At 60.5% G+C, this 15345-nt stretch carries 20 protein-coding genes; 8 read left to right on the top strand and 12 right to left on the bottom strand.

Going from position 1 to position 15345, the window contains the following annotated elements; translation table 11 throughout:
• The first annotated feature begins 8 nt into the window (after nucleotides 1-8).
• From Q1A20_RS01990 to Q1A20_RS01980, 3 genes are all read left to right on the top strand, one after another.
• Nucleotides 9-359 (top strand): Lin0512 family protein, encoded by a 351-nt coding sequence (locus Q1A20_RS01990; protein ID WP_299404161.1) that lies wholly within the window; start codon nucleotides 9-11, stop codon nucleotides 357-359.
• Entirely contained in the window at nucleotides 352-711 is a 360-nt protein-coding gene (locus Q1A20_RS01985; protein ID WP_299404164.1) for a Lin0512 family protein, read from the top strand. The genes Q1A20_RS01990 and Q1A20_RS01985 overlap by 8 nt, the downstream gene beginning before the upstream one ends.
• A 135-nt stretch (nucleotides 712-846) precedes the next feature.
• Complete coding sequence (locus Q1A20_RS01980; RefSeq protein ID WP_298969877.1) at nucleotides 847-1077, top strand: hypothetical protein; 231 nt, start codon at nucleotides 847-849, stop codon at nucleotides 1075-1077.
• A 133-nt stretch (nucleotides 1078-1210) separates the two neighbouring features.
• On the opposite strand, the gene Q1A20_RS01975 is transcribed toward Q1A20_RS01980, so the two are convergent.
• Together Q1A20_RS01975 and Q1A20_RS01970 are read right to left on the bottom strand one after the other, a co-directional pair.
• Nucleotides 1211-1876: a YafY family protein gene (locus Q1A20_RS01975; RefSeq protein ID WP_299404167.1), complete on the bottom strand. Its 666-nt coding sequence runs from the start codon at nucleotides 1874-1876 to the stop codon at nucleotides 1211-1213.
• 27 nt (nucleotides 1877-1903) lie between these two features.
• Nucleotides 1904-2278 carry a hypothetical protein gene (locus tag Q1A20_RS01970; protein WP_299404169.1) on the bottom strand — a complete coding sequence of 125 codons (375 nt, stop codon included), beginning with the start codon at nucleotides 2276-2278 and terminating at the stop codon, nucleotides 1904-1906.
• A gap of 222 nt (nucleotides 2279-2500) precedes the next feature.
• On the opposite strand from Q1A20_RS01970, the gene tatA reads away from it, so the two are divergent.
• Genes tatA through Q1A20_RS01950 form a run of 4 tightly spaced genes read left to right on the top strand, consistent with a single transcriptional unit; the run spans nucleotide 2501 to nucleotide 4859 of the window.
• A complete protein-coding gene (tatA, locus tag Q1A20_RS01965; protein WP_298969874.1) occupies nucleotides 2501-2710 on the top strand; it encodes a twin-arginine translocase TatA/TatE family subunit in 210 nt (69 codons plus the stop codon).
• Between the two features lie 3 nt (nucleotides 2711-2713).
• Entirely contained in the window at nucleotides 2714-3172 is a 459-nt protein-coding gene (tatB, locus tag Q1A20_RS01960) for a Sec-independent protein translocase protein TatB (RefSeq protein ID WP_298969873.1), read from the top strand.
• Complete coding sequence (gene tatC, locus Q1A20_RS01955; protein WP_298969872.1) at nucleotides 3169-4017, top strand: twin-arginine translocase subunit TatC; 849 nt, start codon at nucleotides 3169-3171, stop codon at nucleotides 4015-4017. The genes tatB and tatC overlap by 4 nt, the downstream gene beginning before the upstream one ends.
• Nucleotides 4014-4859 carry an ATP-binding protein gene (locus Q1A20_RS01950; protein ID WP_299404173.1) on the top strand — a complete coding sequence of 282 codons (846 nt, stop codon included), beginning with the start codon at nucleotides 4014-4016 and terminating at the stop codon, nucleotides 4857-4859. The genes tatC and Q1A20_RS01950 overlap by 4 nt, the downstream gene beginning before the upstream one ends.
• Before the next feature lie 162 nt (nucleotides 4860-5021).
• Here the strand turns inward: Q1A20_RS01950 and Q1A20_RS01945 are convergent, their stop codons facing one another.
• The 10 genes from Q1A20_RS01945 to radA all read right to left on the bottom strand — a co-directional run bounded on the left by Q1A20_RS01945 (nucleotide 5022) and on the right by radA (nucleotide 14874).
• Nucleotides 5022-6047, bottom strand: a complete 1026-nt coding sequence (locus tag Q1A20_RS01945; RefSeq protein WP_299404176.1) for a Hint domain-containing protein — start codon at nucleotides 6045-6047, stop codon at nucleotides 5022-5024.
• A 157-nt stretch (nucleotides 6048-6204) separates the two neighbouring features.
• The gene (locus tag Q1A20_RS01940; protein ID WP_298969869.1) at nucleotides 6205-7404 is read right to left on the bottom strand and encodes a LysM peptidoglycan-binding domain-containing protein; all 1200 of its coding nucleotides are present in this window, start codon (nucleotides 7402-7404) and stop codon (nucleotides 6205-6207) included.
• A 69-nt stretch (nucleotides 7405-7473) separates the two neighbouring features.
• The gene (locus tag Q1A20_RS01935; protein WP_298969868.1) at nucleotides 7474-8118 is read right to left on the bottom strand and encodes a protein-L-isoaspartate(D-aspartate) O-methyltransferase; all 645 of its coding nucleotides are present in this window, start codon (nucleotides 8116-8118) and stop codon (nucleotides 7474-7476) included.
• Nucleotides 8115-8900 carry a 5'/3'-nucleotidase SurE gene (gene surE, locus Q1A20_RS01930; protein WP_299736247.1) on the bottom strand — a complete coding sequence of 262 codons (786 nt, stop codon included), beginning with the start codon at nucleotides 8898-8900 and terminating at the stop codon, nucleotides 8115-8117. The genes Q1A20_RS01935 and surE overlap by 4 nt, the downstream gene beginning before the upstream one ends.
• A gap of 91 nt (nucleotides 8901-8991) precedes the next feature.
• Complete coding sequence (locus Q1A20_RS01925; protein WP_299404186.1) at nucleotides 8992-9627, bottom strand: SDR family oxidoreductase; 636 nt, start codon at nucleotides 9625-9627, stop codon at nucleotides 8992-8994.
• Nucleotides 9628-9658: 31 nt separating this feature from the next.
• Nucleotides 9659-9904: a hypothetical protein gene (locus tag Q1A20_RS01920; protein WP_299915686.1), complete on the bottom strand. Its 246-nt coding sequence runs from the start codon at nucleotides 9902-9904 to the stop codon at nucleotides 9659-9661.
• 206 nt (nucleotides 9905-10110) lie between these two features.
• Nucleotides 10111-11592, bottom strand: a complete 1482-nt coding sequence (gene purF, locus Q1A20_RS01915; RefSeq protein WP_298969864.1) for an amidophosphoribosyltransferase — start codon at nucleotides 11590-11592, stop codon at nucleotides 10111-10113.
• 156 nt (nucleotides 11593-11748) lie between these two features.
• A complete protein-coding gene (locus tag Q1A20_RS01910; protein WP_299404192.1) occupies nucleotides 11749-12831 on the bottom strand; it encodes a PAS domain-containing sensor histidine kinase in 1083 nt (360 codons plus the stop codon).
• A 99-nt stretch (nucleotides 12832-12930) separates the two neighbouring features.
• Complete coding sequence (locus Q1A20_RS01905; RefSeq protein WP_298969862.1) at nucleotides 12931-13485, bottom strand: CvpA family protein; 555 nt, start codon at nucleotides 13483-13485, stop codon at nucleotides 12931-12933.
• 27 nt (nucleotides 13486-13512) lie between these two features.
• Nucleotides 13513-14874, bottom strand: a complete 1362-nt coding sequence (gene radA, locus Q1A20_RS01900; RefSeq protein WP_298970482.1) for a DNA repair protein RadA — start codon at nucleotides 14872-14874, stop codon at nucleotides 13513-13515.
• 135 nt (nucleotides 14875-15009) lie between these two features.
• Between radA and Q1A20_RS01895 the strand changes: the two genes are divergently transcribed.
• Nucleotides 15010-15270: a cupin domain-containing protein gene (locus Q1A20_RS01895; RefSeq protein WP_299915682.1), complete on the top strand. Its 261-nt coding sequence runs from the start codon at nucleotides 15010-15012 to the stop codon at nucleotides 15268-15270.
• The last annotated feature ends 75 nt before the right edge of the window (nucleotides 15271-15345 follow it).

Below are 15345 nucleotides of genomic sequence, written 5' to 3'. Positions count from 1 at the left end.
AGACGGCGATGAAGCGGCTTTTGGTGGAATTCGGCATGGGAACGTCCCTGCGGCGCGGGGATTACACGCAGGCGGCGGTGCGCGGCGTGAAAGACGCGCTGTGGCACAATTCGATCAACCTTGCGGAGCTTTTCGGCTTTGAGAAAAGCGACATGCGGATCACCGTCGACATCGGCGTGCAGGACCCTGATGCGGTGGATGTCGAAGAGGTGCGCAAGGTCTTTCCCTACGGGCAGACAGAGGTGCGGGTGCATCACGGCGGCCTGGATGTGGCGCGCCCGGAAGGTGAGGGCAACTCGACGATCATGGCCAATGTGGCACTGACGGTGGGCTTTGACATGGAGCGGGCAGATGGCTGAGCAACGTTTGATCATTGAGATGGGCATGGGCAACGACCTGCACGGGCAGGATTATACCAAGGCCGCCAAACGGGCGATCGAAGACGCGTTTCGCCATTCCTCGCTGCCGCTTTTCGGGGCGGTGGGCATGACGCATGACCAGATGCGGGTGCAGGTCACGGTCGGCGTTCAGGAGCCTGATGCGGTCGATACTGCGGCGCTGGTGGCGACCCTGCCCCGGGGACGCGCCGAAGTACGCGTCGTCAAGGGCGGGCTGAATGTCGCGACCGATACCGACGATCCAATCGTGATCGCGCAGGCCAGTGTCGAGGCGTTTCTGCCGCCGCAGGAGGGGTGGCGCCTCAAACCCTAGATCGGCGCTTTTCCGCCTGAGCGCGCGGCGCCAATCCGCTTTTTGGAACAATCTGCGTCTTGCTGCGTTATCGCGGTGCACTTAAAAAGCAAAGCGCCGGAGTTGATCTGGCAAATTTTGACAAGGAAATAACCAATGACAAAAACTGGTATCGTAGTAACTCTCGCCATGATGGGCCTGTTGCAGGCCTGTGCAACGACACCCCAACAACAAAGACAGGTTGGGTGCGTCGGCGCCGGTGTTGCCGGTGCATTGGCGGGTGCCGCTGTTGGCAATCAGCTTGGTGGCGGATCCGGTAATGATATCCTGACGGCTGGTGGTGCTGTTGCGGGCGGTGTTGCCGCAAATAACGCAGCGGGCTGCTGATCACGCCGCTCCGAGAGGAGCGGTCAGATAAACTGAAATGGTGCTGTTTCGGCCCGAAACGAAATAGCGCCCTTTTGCCCCAAGTTTTTCAAAAGCAATTTGCTTCCCCACGCGACGCGTGCTGCATATTTCGTCACGGCACATAATCGGCAATCGTCTTGCCCGGTTCGTCGACAAAGAGTTCGGGCAAGGCCTCCGCCGTCTGAATGAGATCGACGCGAAACACGCGAAAGGCATCGCGCATTTCGCACCACGCGGTCAGGGTCCAGATGCGCCCCCAATATTCCATGTGCAACGGACGAATGGTGCGGGTCGTGACCTGCGCCTCCTTGGAGGTATAGGTCAGGCGCAGCTTTTGTTTGGCGCTGATGGCCGCGCGCAGCGTTGGCATGTGAGAAAAGCCGCGCGCTGCATCCGCAAAGGGGTAGACCGCGAACTTCCACGCGTCCGCCTCGGCGATGGTCTGGGTGGGCAGCACCGCATCGACCTTGTCCGCGAGGCTGAGGGCTGCGGATTTCAGATCGGTATCAGCGGCTTCCGCAACGATCGCTACGCCGAGATTGAGCGCTTCAAGCTCCTCGACCGTGAGCGTGAGCGGTGGCAAGGTGATGGCTTCGGTGATCATATAACCCACGCCGCGTTCACCTTCGACCGGCACGCCGGATGCCATAAGCGTGTCCATGTCGCGGTAGATCGTGCGGGTTGAGACCTCCAGCCGTTCAGCGATGTCCTGCGCGCGGTGCAGTTTTCCGTCGCGCAGGATCTGGATGATGTCAAAGAGGCGGTCAGTACGGCGCATGGCGCAGTTGTGCCAGCCGCAGATGGGTTAGTCCATTGTCAGCAGGATGGGCGCATGCCGCAGGGTCACGCTGTCAGCGGCGATCACGGTCATCATGGGCGCCGCCTCGGGTTGCGCCATCAGGGCATCCGCGGCGTCTTTCGCGGCCTGCAAGGAGGTCCAGACGATGTGATCTGTCCAGATACCGTCCGCATCCACGCTTAAGGTACGCGAAATAACCGCGCCGGTGCCCCGCAGATAGGGTTCGATCCCGCGCGCTGCCGCGACGAATGCTTTGGGATCGGTGCCTACCACCAGCTTGAAGGTGACAACCTCGGCAACCGGTTCCGCCTTAGCCGGGCTGCGCATGGCATCCGCAGCGGCAAAGGCGATGAGGGTGGTGAAAAGGGGAAGTCTACGCATGAAGGGGTCCTTTCAATATTCTGCGATGTGAATGGACATGGCAGAGAGCAACTGACATAAACCTGTCAGTTGAGACCGCGCGCCATCACTTTTTCAGGGGTGATCGCAGTTTGAAGGGGTCAAATCGGGCTTCGGCGCTTTCCGCGCGGCCCCGATTTCCGTAATCCTGAGCCGGAAATGCGCGTTCCTGCATTGGAGCGCCAATGTTATGGGAGACTTGAGATGTTGAACAATATTGGCCTGCCTGGTCTTTTGCTGATCGCGGTGGTGGTGCTTGTGCTTTTTGGGCGCGGCAAAATCTCCAGCCTGATGGGCGAAGTGGGCAAGGGCATCACGTCGTTCAAAAAGGGGATCAGCGAAGGCCAGGACGAAATCGCCAAATCCGAAGAAGCCAAGGATGTGACGCCCGAGTCTGAGAAAGACAAGGTCTGATCCATGTTCGATATTGGCTGGACGGAGATGCTGGTGATCGGCATCGTCGCGCTGATCGTTGTGGGGCCAAAGGATTTGCCCGTGCTGTTCCGGACATTGGGACAGTTTGTCGGCAAGGCCAAAGGCATGGCACGTGAATTCAGCCGCGCGATGAACGACGCCGCGGATGAGACCGGCATGAAGGACGTTGCCAAGGGTCTGAAGACGGCCACCAATCCGATCAATTCAGCCATGGACGGGGTGAAAAGCGCCGCCGCTGACCTGGGCAAGTTCGATCCGGAGAGTGAGACCGGCAAAATGGCCGCGGACCGCGCGGAGCAGACCAAGAAAATCCAGGCGGCCACGGCCCGCGCGGCAGCAGACCGCAAGATGAAAGAGGCGCAGGAGGCGCAGGCCGCTGCGGCAAAGCTGGAAGCGGCGCGTGATGCAGATCCGACGCCGCCCGCAAAGAGTGACACATGAGCGCATCCGAAGACATTGACGAAAGCGCCGCCCCGCTGATCGAGCATCTGGCGGAGCTGCGCACGCGGCTGATCCGCTCCGTGCTGGCCTTTCTGGTGGGCATGATCATCTGTTTCACCGTGGCCACGCCGATCTTCAACTTTCTCACGGACCCGCTATGCACCGTGCTGTCCGATCGCGGGCAGGATTGCGATCTGATCTTCATCAGCCCGCAGGAGGGGTTCTTTGTCGCGATCAAAGTGTCGCTTCTGGGTGGATTTATCCTGTCTTTTCCAGTGATTGCGCATCAGATGTGGCGGTTCGTGGCGCCTGGGCTCTACAAGAATGAAAAGGGCGCTTTCCTGCCTTTCCTGATCGCGTCGCCGGTGATGTTCCTGCTGGGCGCGTCTTTCGCCTTCTATGTGGTCACACCACTGGCCTATGATTTCTTCCTTGGCTTCCAGCAGTTCGGCGATGGTGGCGAGGCGGTCGTCGGCGACCCGGCCACGTCGCCTGGTCTGAGCGTGGTTTTCCAGGGGTCCGCGCAGGAATACCTGAACCTGACGATCAAGTTCATCGTGGCCTTCGGCATGTGTTTCCAACTGCCGGTGCTGTTGACCCTGATGGGCAAGGCCGGGCTGGTGAGCGCGGAAGGCCTGGGCAATGTGCGCAAATACGCCGTGGTGGCTATTCTGGTGCTGGCGGCTCTGGTGACCCCGCCTGACGTGATCACACAGGTGATCCTCTTCGTAGTGGTCTACGGGCTCTACGAGGTGTCGATCTTTCTGGTGAAACGCGTGGAGGGCAAACGCGAAGCCCGGCTGCGCGCCGAAGGCTATTACGACGATGAGGACGACCTGACGTGATCGACGACCCGATGGACCGCATCGCGGCCGCGCTGGAGCGGATGGCTCCGGCGCCGCAGGCGGCCCCTGATTTTGCTGCGGCTTCCGCTTTTGTCTGGCACATTGATCCGGACCGTTTGGAACCGGTGCCACAGGTGGCGCGGGTTGATCTGTCGCTGCTTGTGGGGATCGACCGGTCGCGCGATACGCTTTTGGCCAATACAGAGCAGTTTGCCCGCGGATTACCCGCAAATAACGCGCTGCTCTGGGGCGCGCGGGGAATGGGAAAATCAAGCCTTGTTAAATCGATACACGGCGAAATTCATTCAAAACATGAGGCTTTGCGGATCGTCGAGCTGCAGCGCGAAGATCTGCCCTCTGTCGGTCGGTTGCTGAACCTGCTGCGCGGTGCGCCTTACCGCTTTATCCTGTTTTGCGACGACCTGAGTTTTGGCCATGATGACGCGCATTACAAAAGCCTGAAAGCGGTTCTGGATGGCGGCATCGAGGGGCGCCCCGATAATGTGGTTCTCTATGCGACCTCCAACCGGCGCCACCTGATGCCGCGTGACATGATCGAAAATGAACGCGGCAGCGCCATCAACCCGTCTGAGGCGGTGGAGGAAAAAGTCTCGCTCTCGGATCGGTTTGGCTTGTGGCTCGGTTTTCACCCCTGCGACCAGGATCAGTATCTGGAAATGATCCGCCGGTATTGCACAGCTCATCACGTTGACATTGACGATGAAGACCTGCGCGCAGAGGCAATTGAATGGCAAGCGACACGCGGATCCCGATCCGGTCGCGTCGCGTGGCAGTATTTCACCGACCTGGCGGGGCGTAGGGGTGTAACGCTGTCAGGTTGACCGCTTGCAGCAGTCGCACGACCTTGTTGGATCGCCGTGCAGGTGCCTTAGCATCCCGCCCGCATCCCAATGTGATTTGCAAAGATTTACCGGCGCCCAAGCCACGGATCCCGAACGAAAGGGACGTGGTGACGTCATGCAGGGGTTTGATCGGGCGCCGGATCATGGGGTGAGACAGGCGGCTTCAAAATGGCGCAGACACCGCGAGGCCTTCGGACCATAGGCGGCGAGATCGGGAAAGAGGCGCTCGATTTCCGCGCGCGCCGCGGGATTGACAGTCTGAAGTGTCATGTCCCCTGGGTAGAGGCTTTCTGACCACAGCCCCGATGCAAGAACGAGCTGGTGCGCGTCAAACAGGATATGACAATAGGTGATCGTGCCCCCCGGGCGGCGATAAACGCCATCATGCGCCAAAAGATCCACCGCGCGCACAAGCACATCGGGTGCCCCATAGAGCAGCTCCGCGCGCCAATCCTCGACCAAAAGAGCATGTTGTGGCGAGACGACAAGATCAGTCTCATTGCCGAACACACCGGCGGAGACCACAATCGGCGCCAGATCCCCCATGGCAGGCACTGTTGTTGTCCCCGCCCAGCGGAGCGGTTGCAGACCGTCATCGCGGGTCAATACGTTGTCGCCAACGCGCAATTCCTGAACCGGGCGCGGACCTTCGGCTGTCTCGATCAGCGTATCGGCTGCGAAACAGACAACCGTTGCGCCCAGGCCCAAATGTGGTGTGCTGTTGTCATTCTCGACAATAGCGCCAACGGTCAGATCGGTATCCGCGGGGGGCATGTCATCGGGAAAGACAAGATAATATCCGTTTTCCGCGCCCGCTTCGATGGTGTCATTGTTGTTCAGATCCACGTCGATGACCGCGACGCGCCAGGTGGTGGTGCCGTCTGTGACCTCAAAGGTGTAATCCCAGATCAGCTGCGTCTGCGTGCCGCCGATGTTGGTGGTCTGCTGCCAGACCCCTCCGATCTGTTCCTGGGCCGAGACGGTCTCGTTGGTCGGGTCACCGTTGAATTGTGTGGCGCCATCGTTTTCTTCGACAACGAAATAGGTATCTGGGCCCGTATAGCGCCACGTGCCGCTTGGCGCGAAGCGATAGTCAATTGCCGCGCCGCCAGAGGTTGAGCTCTGGCTGCCCAGAATGGCAGAGGTGTAGCCGTAAAAAACAGCCATGCGTTCAATCCAATAGTTTGGAACCGTTGGAATTGTTTCTGCCGGGGAAACCGGGCACGACCATGGCCTGCTCCCCTTGGATTGGGGCAAAGCCATGGCGATTTCAGGGTGTTTTCAGTGCTTTAACACTTTTTACGCGAACGTGCCCCGGCGTCGATCACCGCAGGTAGGGCATTGGATCGACGCTGTCGAAGCCCTTGCGCACCTCGAAATGCACATAGGCGTCATTGCCTTCGCGCAGCTTCGCAATGGTCTGGCCCCGGTTGACCTTTGTGCCTTTTTCGACCGAGACGTCGGTGACATTCGCATAGACGGTCAGCAATTCGGGGTCATGCCGGATCACGATGATCGGCACACCATCTGCGCTTTTGGTAATGGCCGCGACCGTCCCGGCATCTGCTGCATTCACCGGGTCACCGGCATTTGCCTTGATGTTGATGCCTTCGTTCTTGCCCTTCGCATATTCACGGATAATGGATCCGCTCACCGGGAAGACCATGGCCGCACCCGATGCGGTTTGGGTCTGTTCGCCGACATCTACCGGCGGCGGTGCTTCGGGCGTTACGGTTTTTTCAGGCTCAGGCAGGGGCTTTGTTGCACTGGGCGGTGTTGGGGTCGGTGATCCTGCACCGGGCTGGGTGACGGCGGCCTCCGCCGTTGTCGTCGCGGGGGCGGCCTGCTTGGCCACGGGGATCAGCAGATATTGACCTTCGCGGATCGCAAAATCCGGTCCCAACCCGTTCCATTCAGCCAGTGATTTGACCGGAACACCATAGAGGCGGGCGATGGTATAGGCGGTTTCGCCACGTTCGACCTTGTGGCGCGTCGGCTCATCGCCGGTCTGGGGTTGCGGTGCGGTCTGGGCCGGGGGCAGGGCGGCGGTCTGCACGCCTTGTGTTTCCGGTGAGCGGTTGATGGCATCGCCCGCGAGGGTGCCGATATCGACACCGCCGGGCTGAATGGGACCTGTGCCAATGGCACCGGTAGCGGGCGAGGGTTCGGCCACACGATTGGGCAGGGCAATGACTTCACCGCTACGCAGGGTCGCACCAGGTTCGATGCCATTGAAACTGGCCAATTCCGGCGCGCTGACGCCCAGACGATTGGCCACCGTTTCAATCGTATCGCCGCGTTCGGCCACCGCCACCTGGTAATTCGGATAGGAGATGACGCCGCGATTGTCCGGGCTGGGTCGCTGTGCGGTCACCACCTGGGTTGCGGCATCAGCGGTGCTGAACCCGCCGAGCCCGCCGCGCAGGTCAAAATCAAGCGGTTGGCCGCAGGCCGAGAGCACAACCAGCCCGGTTGCAGTCATCAGCGAGAGGCGCGCGCGGCTGCGCGGAAATACTTGGATCATCTGCTTGTCCTCAATAAGCCATCGGCACGCGTTGGTTGTTCCAACACTTTATCCGCCCTTTATAGCAGCTTATCCATCCTTTCCCAAGCCTTCGAGCAAGGGAACAAAGCGAACTTGCCGCAATTCGTCATATTCAAAGCCCTCCGGCGTCTTGCGCACAACAATCAGGTGCTGCACGGCGTCGGACTGGCCCACAGGCACAACCATGATCCCGCCGACCTTTAGCTGCTCCATCAGCGTGCCGGGGGGGTCTTCGGCGGCGGCCGTGACGATGATGCGATCGAAAGGTGCCTGATCTGACAATCCAAAGCTGCCATCTCCGGTGATGGCGGTGATGTTCGTCAAATCCATGTCATCAAAGATATCGCGGGCCTCACGGACAAGGCGGCTGTGCCGGTCAATCGTATAGACACGGCGCGCCAGCTTGCTCAGGATCGCGGCCTGGTACCCAGACCCGGTGCCCACTTCGAGCACCTTGTCGCGCGGGCTGATGTGCAGCGCCTGTGTCATGAGTCCCACGACAGAGGGTTGGCTGATCGTTTGACCACAAGCGATGGGCAGCGGCATATCCTCATAGGCGCGTTCTGAGAAGATCCCACGAATGAAGGGGCCGCGGTCAATGGTTTCCATGGCCGAGAGCACGCGCTTGTCCGTGACGCCCTTGGAGCGGAGCGCATAGAGGAACTGCATCTTGCGCGTCGCGTCGTCACTCATGTAGCGATGCCCGACAATTGTCCCATCATCTCATGTGCTGTGAGATCCGCGCGCATCGGTGTGACAGAGACGTATCCGTCCAGATTGTCCGCCGCGTCGCTGCCCGGTGCTGTCGCGATCTGCTGGTTCCCGCCCTTGATCCACAGGAACCTGCGCCCGGAGGGCGAGCTGTGGGGTTCCGTCGAAAAGCCGGTGCCGGGACGCATGCCTTGGGTGGACAGGCGGATGCCTTTGACGCCCGCGCCGGGGACGGGTGGAAAATTCACGTTGTAAAACAGGCGGTAGCCACCGTTCTCTTCGGGTGTGTGGGCCAGGATGCGTCGCACAACCTCGGCGCCATGTTGAGCGGATGCCTCAAACGGGTTTTCGGTCTGCGCATTTTTAGGGCCGTAGTATTGCGAGAGTGCGATGGCTGGCAGGCCCTGCAATGCGGCCTCCATCGCGCCGCCGATGGTCCCCGAATAGAGCGTATTTTCCGCAGAGTTGTTGCCCCGGTTGACCCCTGACAGGACCAGGTCGGGCGGCGTCTCCTTCATCACGTCGTGCAGCCCGGCGAGCACACAGTCGGCGGGCGAGCCTTCGGCAGCAAAGCGGCGCGGTTCAAATTCACTGATCATCATCGGGTGGGTGTAGCTGATGCAATGCCCGACGCCCGATTGTTCGAATGCCGGAGCCACGGTCCAGACCTCGCCGGTGTCCCCTGCAAGGTCGGTGGCGATCGCATGCAGGACCTTCAGTCCTGGCGCGTTGATGCCGTCGTCATTTGTGATGAGAATGCGCATGGAAAGATCCCTTTGGGCCTTGATAGGCGAGGGTCGCGCAGGCGGCAAGGGCGGGAGCCTCCGGCGGGGATATTTAGGGCCAGAAGAAGCGTTAGAGCTGCGCGAGAATATCAGCGGCCGCTTTTGCAGGTGTGGTCAGCCCCGTACGGTCCTCGCCCGGGTAGAAGCGGGCCCGCGTCGCGGTGGGCATGGGCGGTGGTGACAGAATACTGACCTTTGGCCCCGTGTTTGCCGTCTCTGCTTGCCAGCTTTTGGCCAGCGCGATTTGGGCGGCCTTGGTGGCGCCGTAGCTGCCGAAGAATTTTGTGCCCGCCTGTGCATCCTCAAAGAAAACCGCATGTCCGCTTTGGCCGAGCAGTGGCGAGATATAGGTGATCAATGTCGATGTGGCGGTAATATTGCCCGCAACGGATTTGGAAAAATCCTTGCTGTCGATGTGATCTGCCGGGGCGAGGGGGGCTGCGTGTATGGCCGTGTGGCACCACAGATTCAGCCCGTTCCACCGATCAAAGATGCCACGACACAAGGTCGCCATGGCGTCGGCTTTGGTGATATCCATGGGCGCAAGGGTTGCGGATCCGCCTTTGGCGGTGATCCGGTCGTCGAGTTCTTCGAGTGCGCCTGTGGTTTTGGCGACAGCGATGATGTGATGCGTCGGCGCGAGGGCTTCGGCGAGTGCTGCGCCCAGGCCACGTGAGGCGCCGGTGATGAGAGCTGTTTTTGTCATGGCGCGGTGATGGGCTCGAATGGCGGGCGCGTCAAGCGATCTTGCGATGATATGTGAGCGTCAGAAAGGCGCAGTGGTCAATGGCATGCAGGGAGCGCTGCCCGTCCAGCGGCATGCGCATCGCGCGATTGCCATCATACTCGAAGGCATTTGGGTACAGCGTTTTCATCGTCTCGATCAGCGTCGTTTGGCAATGGACATAGAGGCTGAACTGCTCGGGCGTGTCCGGGTCCCATCCACACCGCAAGGTGCTGCCGATGCGCGGTTTCGTCGGCAACCACGAAGGCTGCCCCCACTTCAGCGTCTCAGTGAGTGGCCCAATTTCTGCGCGGGATGCCGCATCATGTACCGTTTCACGGATTCTGCAGAACAGATCGCGTGCCGGTATTGACCAACTGGCGGTTTTCTCGGCGATATCACGTGATATGGGAGACATAGAATCGAAGATGCCCTTTCGCCCTGACAATTTCAGTCAGCAGCGGGTTACTCCGCCGCTTTCATTTCAAACCCGCTTTCGATCTGATCGGCGGGCTCAACGGGGTACTCTCCGGAAAAACAGGCGTCGCAGTACTGTGGTTGAGCGCTGTTGCGCCCCTTCGTCTCGCCCACAGCCCGGTAAAGACCATCAAGCGAGATGAAGCGCAGGCTGTCGACCTGCAGATGGTCGCGCATCTCTTCCTCGGACATGGTCGCGGCGAGCAGTTTTTCGCGTTGCGGGGTGTCGACGCCATAAAAACAGGGCCATGCCGTGGGGGGGGACGCGATGCGGAAATGCACCTCGGCAGCGCCCGCATCGAGGATCATCTCCTTGATCTTGCGCGATGTGGTACCGCGCACCACGGAATCGTCGACCAGGATGACACGTTTGCCCGCGATCAGGGCGCGGTTCACGTTCAATTTCAAGCGCACGCCCATGTTGCGGATCTGCTCGGTCGGCTCGATGAAGGTCCGCCCCATATATTGGTTGCGGATGATGCCCATCGCGTAGGGAATGCCCGATTGCAGCGAATATCCGATGGCCGCGGGCGTGCCGGAATCGGGCACCGGGCAGACCAGATCAGCCTCGACCGGCGCCTCCTTGGCCAATTCGCGGCCGATGGCCTCGCGGGTTTCGTAGACGGACCGACCGCCGAGAATACTATCGGGGCGGCTGAAGTAGACATGTTCGAAGATGCAGAAACGTGGTTTTTGCGGCCGGAACGGGAAGTGCGATTCAACGCCCTTATCCGTGATCACCACCATTTCGCCAGGTTCGATTTCTCGGATGAAATCTGCGCCAATGATGTCCAATGCGCAGGTTTCGGAACTCAGTGCCCAGCCTTCCCCGACACGGCCCAGCACCAGAGGCCGCACGCCCAGCGGATCGCGCACGCCGATCAGCTTGGTGCGGGTCATGGCCACCACCGAAAACGCGCCCTCGACCCGGCGCAGGGCGTCTTCCATCCGCTCCGGTATTGTGCGTTGCAGGCTGCGGGCCATCAGATGAATGATGCATTCGCTGTCGGAGGAGGATTGGAAGATCGAGCCGCGTTCGATCAACTCGCGGCGCAGCGCATTTGCGTTGGTGATATTGCCGTTGTGCGCGATGGCGGCGCCACCCATGGCAAACTCGCCAAAAAACGGTTGCACATCGCGGATGGCCGTCTGGCCTTTGGACCCCGCTGTGGAATACCGCACGTGACCGATGGCCAGCGGGCCGGGCAGGGTTTCCATGATCTTCTGTGAGGTGAAGTTGTCGCGCACGTATCCGAAACGTCTGGCGGATTGGAAGCCCTGATCCGGGTGATGGGAAACGATGCCGCCGGCTTCCTGCCCCCGGTGCTGCAGCGCGTGCAGCCCAAGCGCCACGAAATTTGCCGCGTCCACAACGCCAATGACGCCAAAGATGCCGCATTCTTCCTTGAGTTTATCGTCGTCATCGCCATCGCGCAGATAGGATGCATCAAAAGGGTGTGCGGCAGGCATGATTTTGGACAACGGGGCAGCTCCGAATCCGATGTAAGCGACACGCTCTATGTAGGGCGTTGGGAGAAGACTGTCACGAAACTATCATGGTTCAATCGATGAATGTCGCCCCTTGGCAACGGTCACGACACCTATGACGCGAAGTTATCCTGTTTTTCAGGCGCCCGCCTGGCGCACACGGTTTTCAGGCTTGCCACCGACAATGCTTCCGGGAAGCGAAAAGGTAATCGCGCTGCCGCCATTGCCCGACATCTCATCAATGGAAATCTTGCCGCCGCGCGCCAGCAGCAGACGCCGCACGCTGAGCAAGCCGTATCCGCTGTCGCTGCGGAAGGAGCCGGTTTCCAGAAACGCCTGACCAGGATTGTCAAAGCCTAAGCCATCGTCCTGCACCACAACGCTGACCATGCCCGGTGCCGCGGCGTGGACCGAAATATCAATATGCAGTTTTGATTTCTTGCCGTGCTTCAGCGCATTGTCGAGCAGGTTGCGCAACACGATCTGAAAAGCGGTTTTGTCGCCATCCACCACCATGTCGGGCCAGCGGATGTCATGCGCGGCCCAAGGGTCCAGGACATCACATAGCGTCTGACACAACAGGCCCAAATCGAACGGGCCTTCGCAGGGATGGGCCGTTGTCTCCTGAGTGTGTGACAGGACATCCCGGATCAATTCGCCTGACTTGACGGCGACATCTTCGAGCATGTCGATCAGTTCCAACTTGCCGTCGCCCCGATCCTCAAAGTCTTCGCGCAGCATATCGATCAGAATGGAGATGTTGCGCATGGGCGTGCGCAGATCATGTGCAGCTAGGGATATAAATTGTTCCCGTTCCGTCATGGGTTTCATGATCGGCGCCTCAGGCGCATAGGAGTGAAGCATTGGCGAGGCTTCGGTCGCCGTCCCGATGAGGCGCAATACGGTCCCATCCGATCCGCGTTTGGGGATCCAGGTGGTGCGCATGCGTTTGGATCGCCCTTCTACCGGCAGGATCACCTCGCTGACGGCGGTATCCCCCATGGCAAAGGCCAGCGCCTGGCTTTCGTACATCGCGTCGCCGCAGGCGCTGGGAAAAACGTCGCGCGCGGTGCGTCCGATGACCCGCGCGCGGGGCAGGTCAAAGGCGGTCTCAGCGGCGCTGTTCCAGCCGGTGTAGCGCAGCACGCCCTGCGCATCCGGTTCAGTTACAAACACAGATGCCGCGACATGTTCGAAGCAGTCAAAGAATGGATCGGTCACACGGTGCCCCTCAGCTTCTTCCTTGCGCGGAAGCTAGGGTTTTACTCTTTAAACCGCGTTAAAATCGCAGCAATTTTGTGCAACTATCCGGGTTTGGCATCAGGCTCCGCAGTTTCCAACCAGTGTTTCATATTGCTGGGTGATCCAGCCAAGCGCCTGTTCGGGCTCGGAATTCTGAATCCGGTCTGAAATCTGCGCGAACACCACGGCCGACCGGCTTTCATCGACGACCGTATAGGTCTCGCCCGTCACGACGGTTTCGTAGACAAAAAACGCGATGGCAATCAGCAGCACGCCGCGTGCGACGCCGAAAAGGAAGCCAAAGCCCTGATCGATGCCGCCAAGCGCCGAGCGCTGCACCACCGAGGCAAACAGCGGGGTAAAGAGCGAGACAACGATCAGCGCGACCGCAAACACCAGGGCGAAGGCACCGATGATCGATAACTCGCAACTGTCGGCAAGGAACTCGCCCACCACCGGGATCTCACGCACCAGTGGCTCGACCTGTGGCGCAAAGAGAAAGCCCAGGATTGCCGCGGCAATCCATCCGACAATTGCCATGACCTCGCGCACGAGGCCGCGCCCATAGGCCAGCAACGCCGAGACAACGATGATCAGCGCCACAACGCCGTCAATGATGGTAAAACCTTCCATAGTCTCCGAAGCCTTTCGTCGCCGTGCCTATCCGGCACCAAATATTTCACCCACAAACCCGGTCAGATCCCCCATCGTGTTCAGGGAGATCCCACTCACACCAACCGGTTTGCCGCCTCCGGGGGCAATTGCAGCGGTGAAACCAAGTTTTTGCGCCTCTTTCAACCTGTTTTCGGTCTGTGTCGCGGGACGTAACGCGCCGGACAGGCTGATTTCGCCAAAAACCACGGTGTCGGCGGGCAGGGCGGCGTCTTCTCGCGCGCTCAGCAAGGCCGCCGCAACGGCCAGATCGGCGGCTGGTTCGGAGACCTTCATGCCACCCGCGACATTGAGGTACACATCAAGCCCGGCAAAGGGGATGCCGCAGCGCGCCTCCAACACCGCAAGGATCATGGCAAGGCGCCCACCGTCCCAGCCAACAACCGTGCGTCTCGCTTGCGCATGGGGCGAGGGGGCCACCAGGGCCTGAAATTCCACCAGCACCGGCCGCGTGCCTTCGACACCGGCAAAAACCACCGATCCGGGTGAGGGCTCGCCCCGCTCGCTGAGGAAAAGTGCCGAGGGGTTCGCCACTTCGGCCAGCCCCTTGCCGGTCATCTCGAAAACGCCGATCTCATCGGCGGGACCAAAGCGGTTCTTGACCGCGCGCAGGATGCGGAATTGATGCCCGCGCTCGCCTTCGAAATAAAGCACCGTGTCGACCATATGTTCGACCACCCGCGGGCCGGCGATCTGGCCTTCCTTGGTGACGTGACCCACCAGAATGACGCTGATGCCCTTGCGCTTGGCAAAGCTGGTCAACTCATGGGCGGCGGCGCGCACCTGGCTGACGGAACCGGGGGCGCTTTCGACGTTGTCGGCCCACATGGTCTGAATGGAATCGATGATCGCCAGTTGCGGTTTTTCCGCCTCCAGCGTGGTGAGGATGTCGCGCAGATTGGTTTCGGCGGCGAGTTTCACGGGCGCGTCGGCCAGGCCAAGGCGCTGTGCCCGCATGCGGACCTGGGCCGAGGCCTCCTCGCCCGAGACATAGATGGTTTTCAGCCCGGAGCGCGCAAACTGCGCCGCGGCCTGCAGCAACAGGGTCGATTTGCCGATGCCGGGATCGCCGCCCACCAGAATGGCGGAGGCCGGAACCAGCCCGCCGCCCAGGACCCGGTCCAGCTCTTCGATCCCCGACTGGGTGCGGGGGGGCGGGGCTTCCTCTGTCGCGAGGTCGGTCAGGACAATTGAGGAGCCGCGTTTCGCGCCGAGTGATTTGGCGGGGCCTTTGGAGATCCCTGCGTCTTCGGAGATGGTATTCCACTCGCCACAGGCTTCGCAGCGCCCGGCCCATTTGGTGGTGACATTGCCGCAAGCAGAACAGGAAAAGGAGGGGGATTTGGCCATTTTGCTTTCATGCCCCAGCGCGACGGGCGGGTCAAAGTCAAAAGTGACGTCGCCTGTTGCAAAACCAGGCAGGGCCACATTGACGCGGGCCGGGTTTTGCCGCCACATCGCGGAAAGGCGTCGAAAAGGGGCGGCATGGCAGTTATCAGCACAGAGACAGCATCGCATTACCTCTGGCAGCAGGTCTGTGACGGTTGGCCGCTGGTGGATCATCCCGGTTTGTCGGTCAAACAGGAACGCATGCCACCCGGAACAGCGGAAGACCGTCACCATCACGCATTGTCACGGCAATTTTTCTATGTGCTGGCAGGGGAGCTGACCATGGAGCTGGATGGAACGCGCTACGCCATCGGCGCCAATCAAGGGATCGAGGTCGCTCCCGGCCTATTCCATTAAGCCCGTAATGATAGCGACGGGTCGGTTGATTTTCTGGTGGTGTCCAGCCCGAGTGCTACCGGCGACCGGGTTTTG

Source organism: uncultured Roseobacter sp. (genome assembly GCF_947501835.1).
GTDB lineage: Bacteria > Pseudomonadota > Alphaproteobacteria > Rhodobacterales > Rhodobacteraceae > Roseobacter.
This window is presented reverse-complemented; position numbering and strand designations above follow the sequence as displayed.

Coding starts and splice junctions, on each gene's coding strand:
- Q1A20_RS01990 (WP_299404161.1), top strand. CDS start 9: ATGAAGCGGCTTTTGGTGGAATTCGGCATGGGAACGTCCCTGCGGCGC.
- Q1A20_RS01985 (WP_299404164.1), top strand. CDS start 352: ATGGCTGAGCAACGTTTGATCATTGAGATGGGCATGGGCAACGACCTG.
- Q1A20_RS01980 (WP_298969877.1), top strand. CDS start 847: ATGACAAAAACTGGTATCGTAGTAACTCTCGCCATGATGGGCCTGTTG.
- Q1A20_RS01975 (WP_299404167.1), bottom strand. CDS start 1,876: ATGCGCCGTACTGACCGCCTCTTTGACATCATCCAGATCCTGCGCGAC.
- Q1A20_RS01970 (WP_299404169.1), bottom strand. CDS start 2,278: ATGCGTAGACTTCCCCTTTTCACCACCCTCATCGCCTTTGCCGCTGCG.
- tatA (WP_298969874.1), top strand. CDS start 2,501: ATGTTGAACAATATTGGCCTGCCTGGTCTTTTGCTGATCGCGGTGGTG.
- tatB (WP_298969873.1), top strand. CDS start 2,714: ATGTTCGATATTGGCTGGACGGAGATGCTGGTGATCGGCATCGTCGCG.
- tatC (WP_298969872.1), top strand. CDS start 3,169: ATGAGCGCATCCGAAGACATTGACGAAAGCGCCGCCCCGCTGATCGAG.
- Q1A20_RS01945 (WP_299404176.1), bottom strand. CDS start 6,047: ATGGCTGTTTTTTACGGCTACACCTCTGCCATTCTGGGCAGCCAGAGC.
- Q1A20_RS01940 (WP_298969869.1), bottom strand. CDS start 7,404: ATGATCCAAGTATTTCCGCGCAGCCGCGCGCGCCTCTCGCTGATGACT.
- Q1A20_RS01935 (WP_298969868.1), bottom strand. CDS start 8,118: ATGAGTGACGACGCGACGCGCAAGATGCAGTTCCTCTATGCGCTCCGC.
- surE (WP_299736247.1), bottom strand. CDS start 8,900: ATGCGCATTCTCATCACAAATGACGACGGCATCAACGCGCCAGGACTG.
- Q1A20_RS01925 (WP_299404186.1), bottom strand. CDS start 9,627: ATGACAAAAACAGCTCTCATCACCGGCGCCTCACGTGGCCTGGGCGCA.
- purF (WP_298969864.1), bottom strand. CDS start 11,592: ATGCCTGCCGCACACCCTTTTGATGCATCCTATCTGCGCGATGGCGAT.
- Q1A20_RS01905 (WP_298969862.1), bottom strand. CDS start 13,485: ATGGAAGGTTTTACCATCATTGACGGCGTTGTGGCGCTGATCATCGTT.
- radA (WP_298970482.1), bottom strand. CDS start 14,874: ATGGCCAAATCCCCCTCCTTTTCCTGTTCTGCTTGCGGCAATGTCACC.
- Q1A20_RS01895 (WP_299915682.1), top strand. CDS start 15,010: ATGGCAGTTATCAGCACAGAGACAGCATCGCATTACCTCTGGCAGCAG.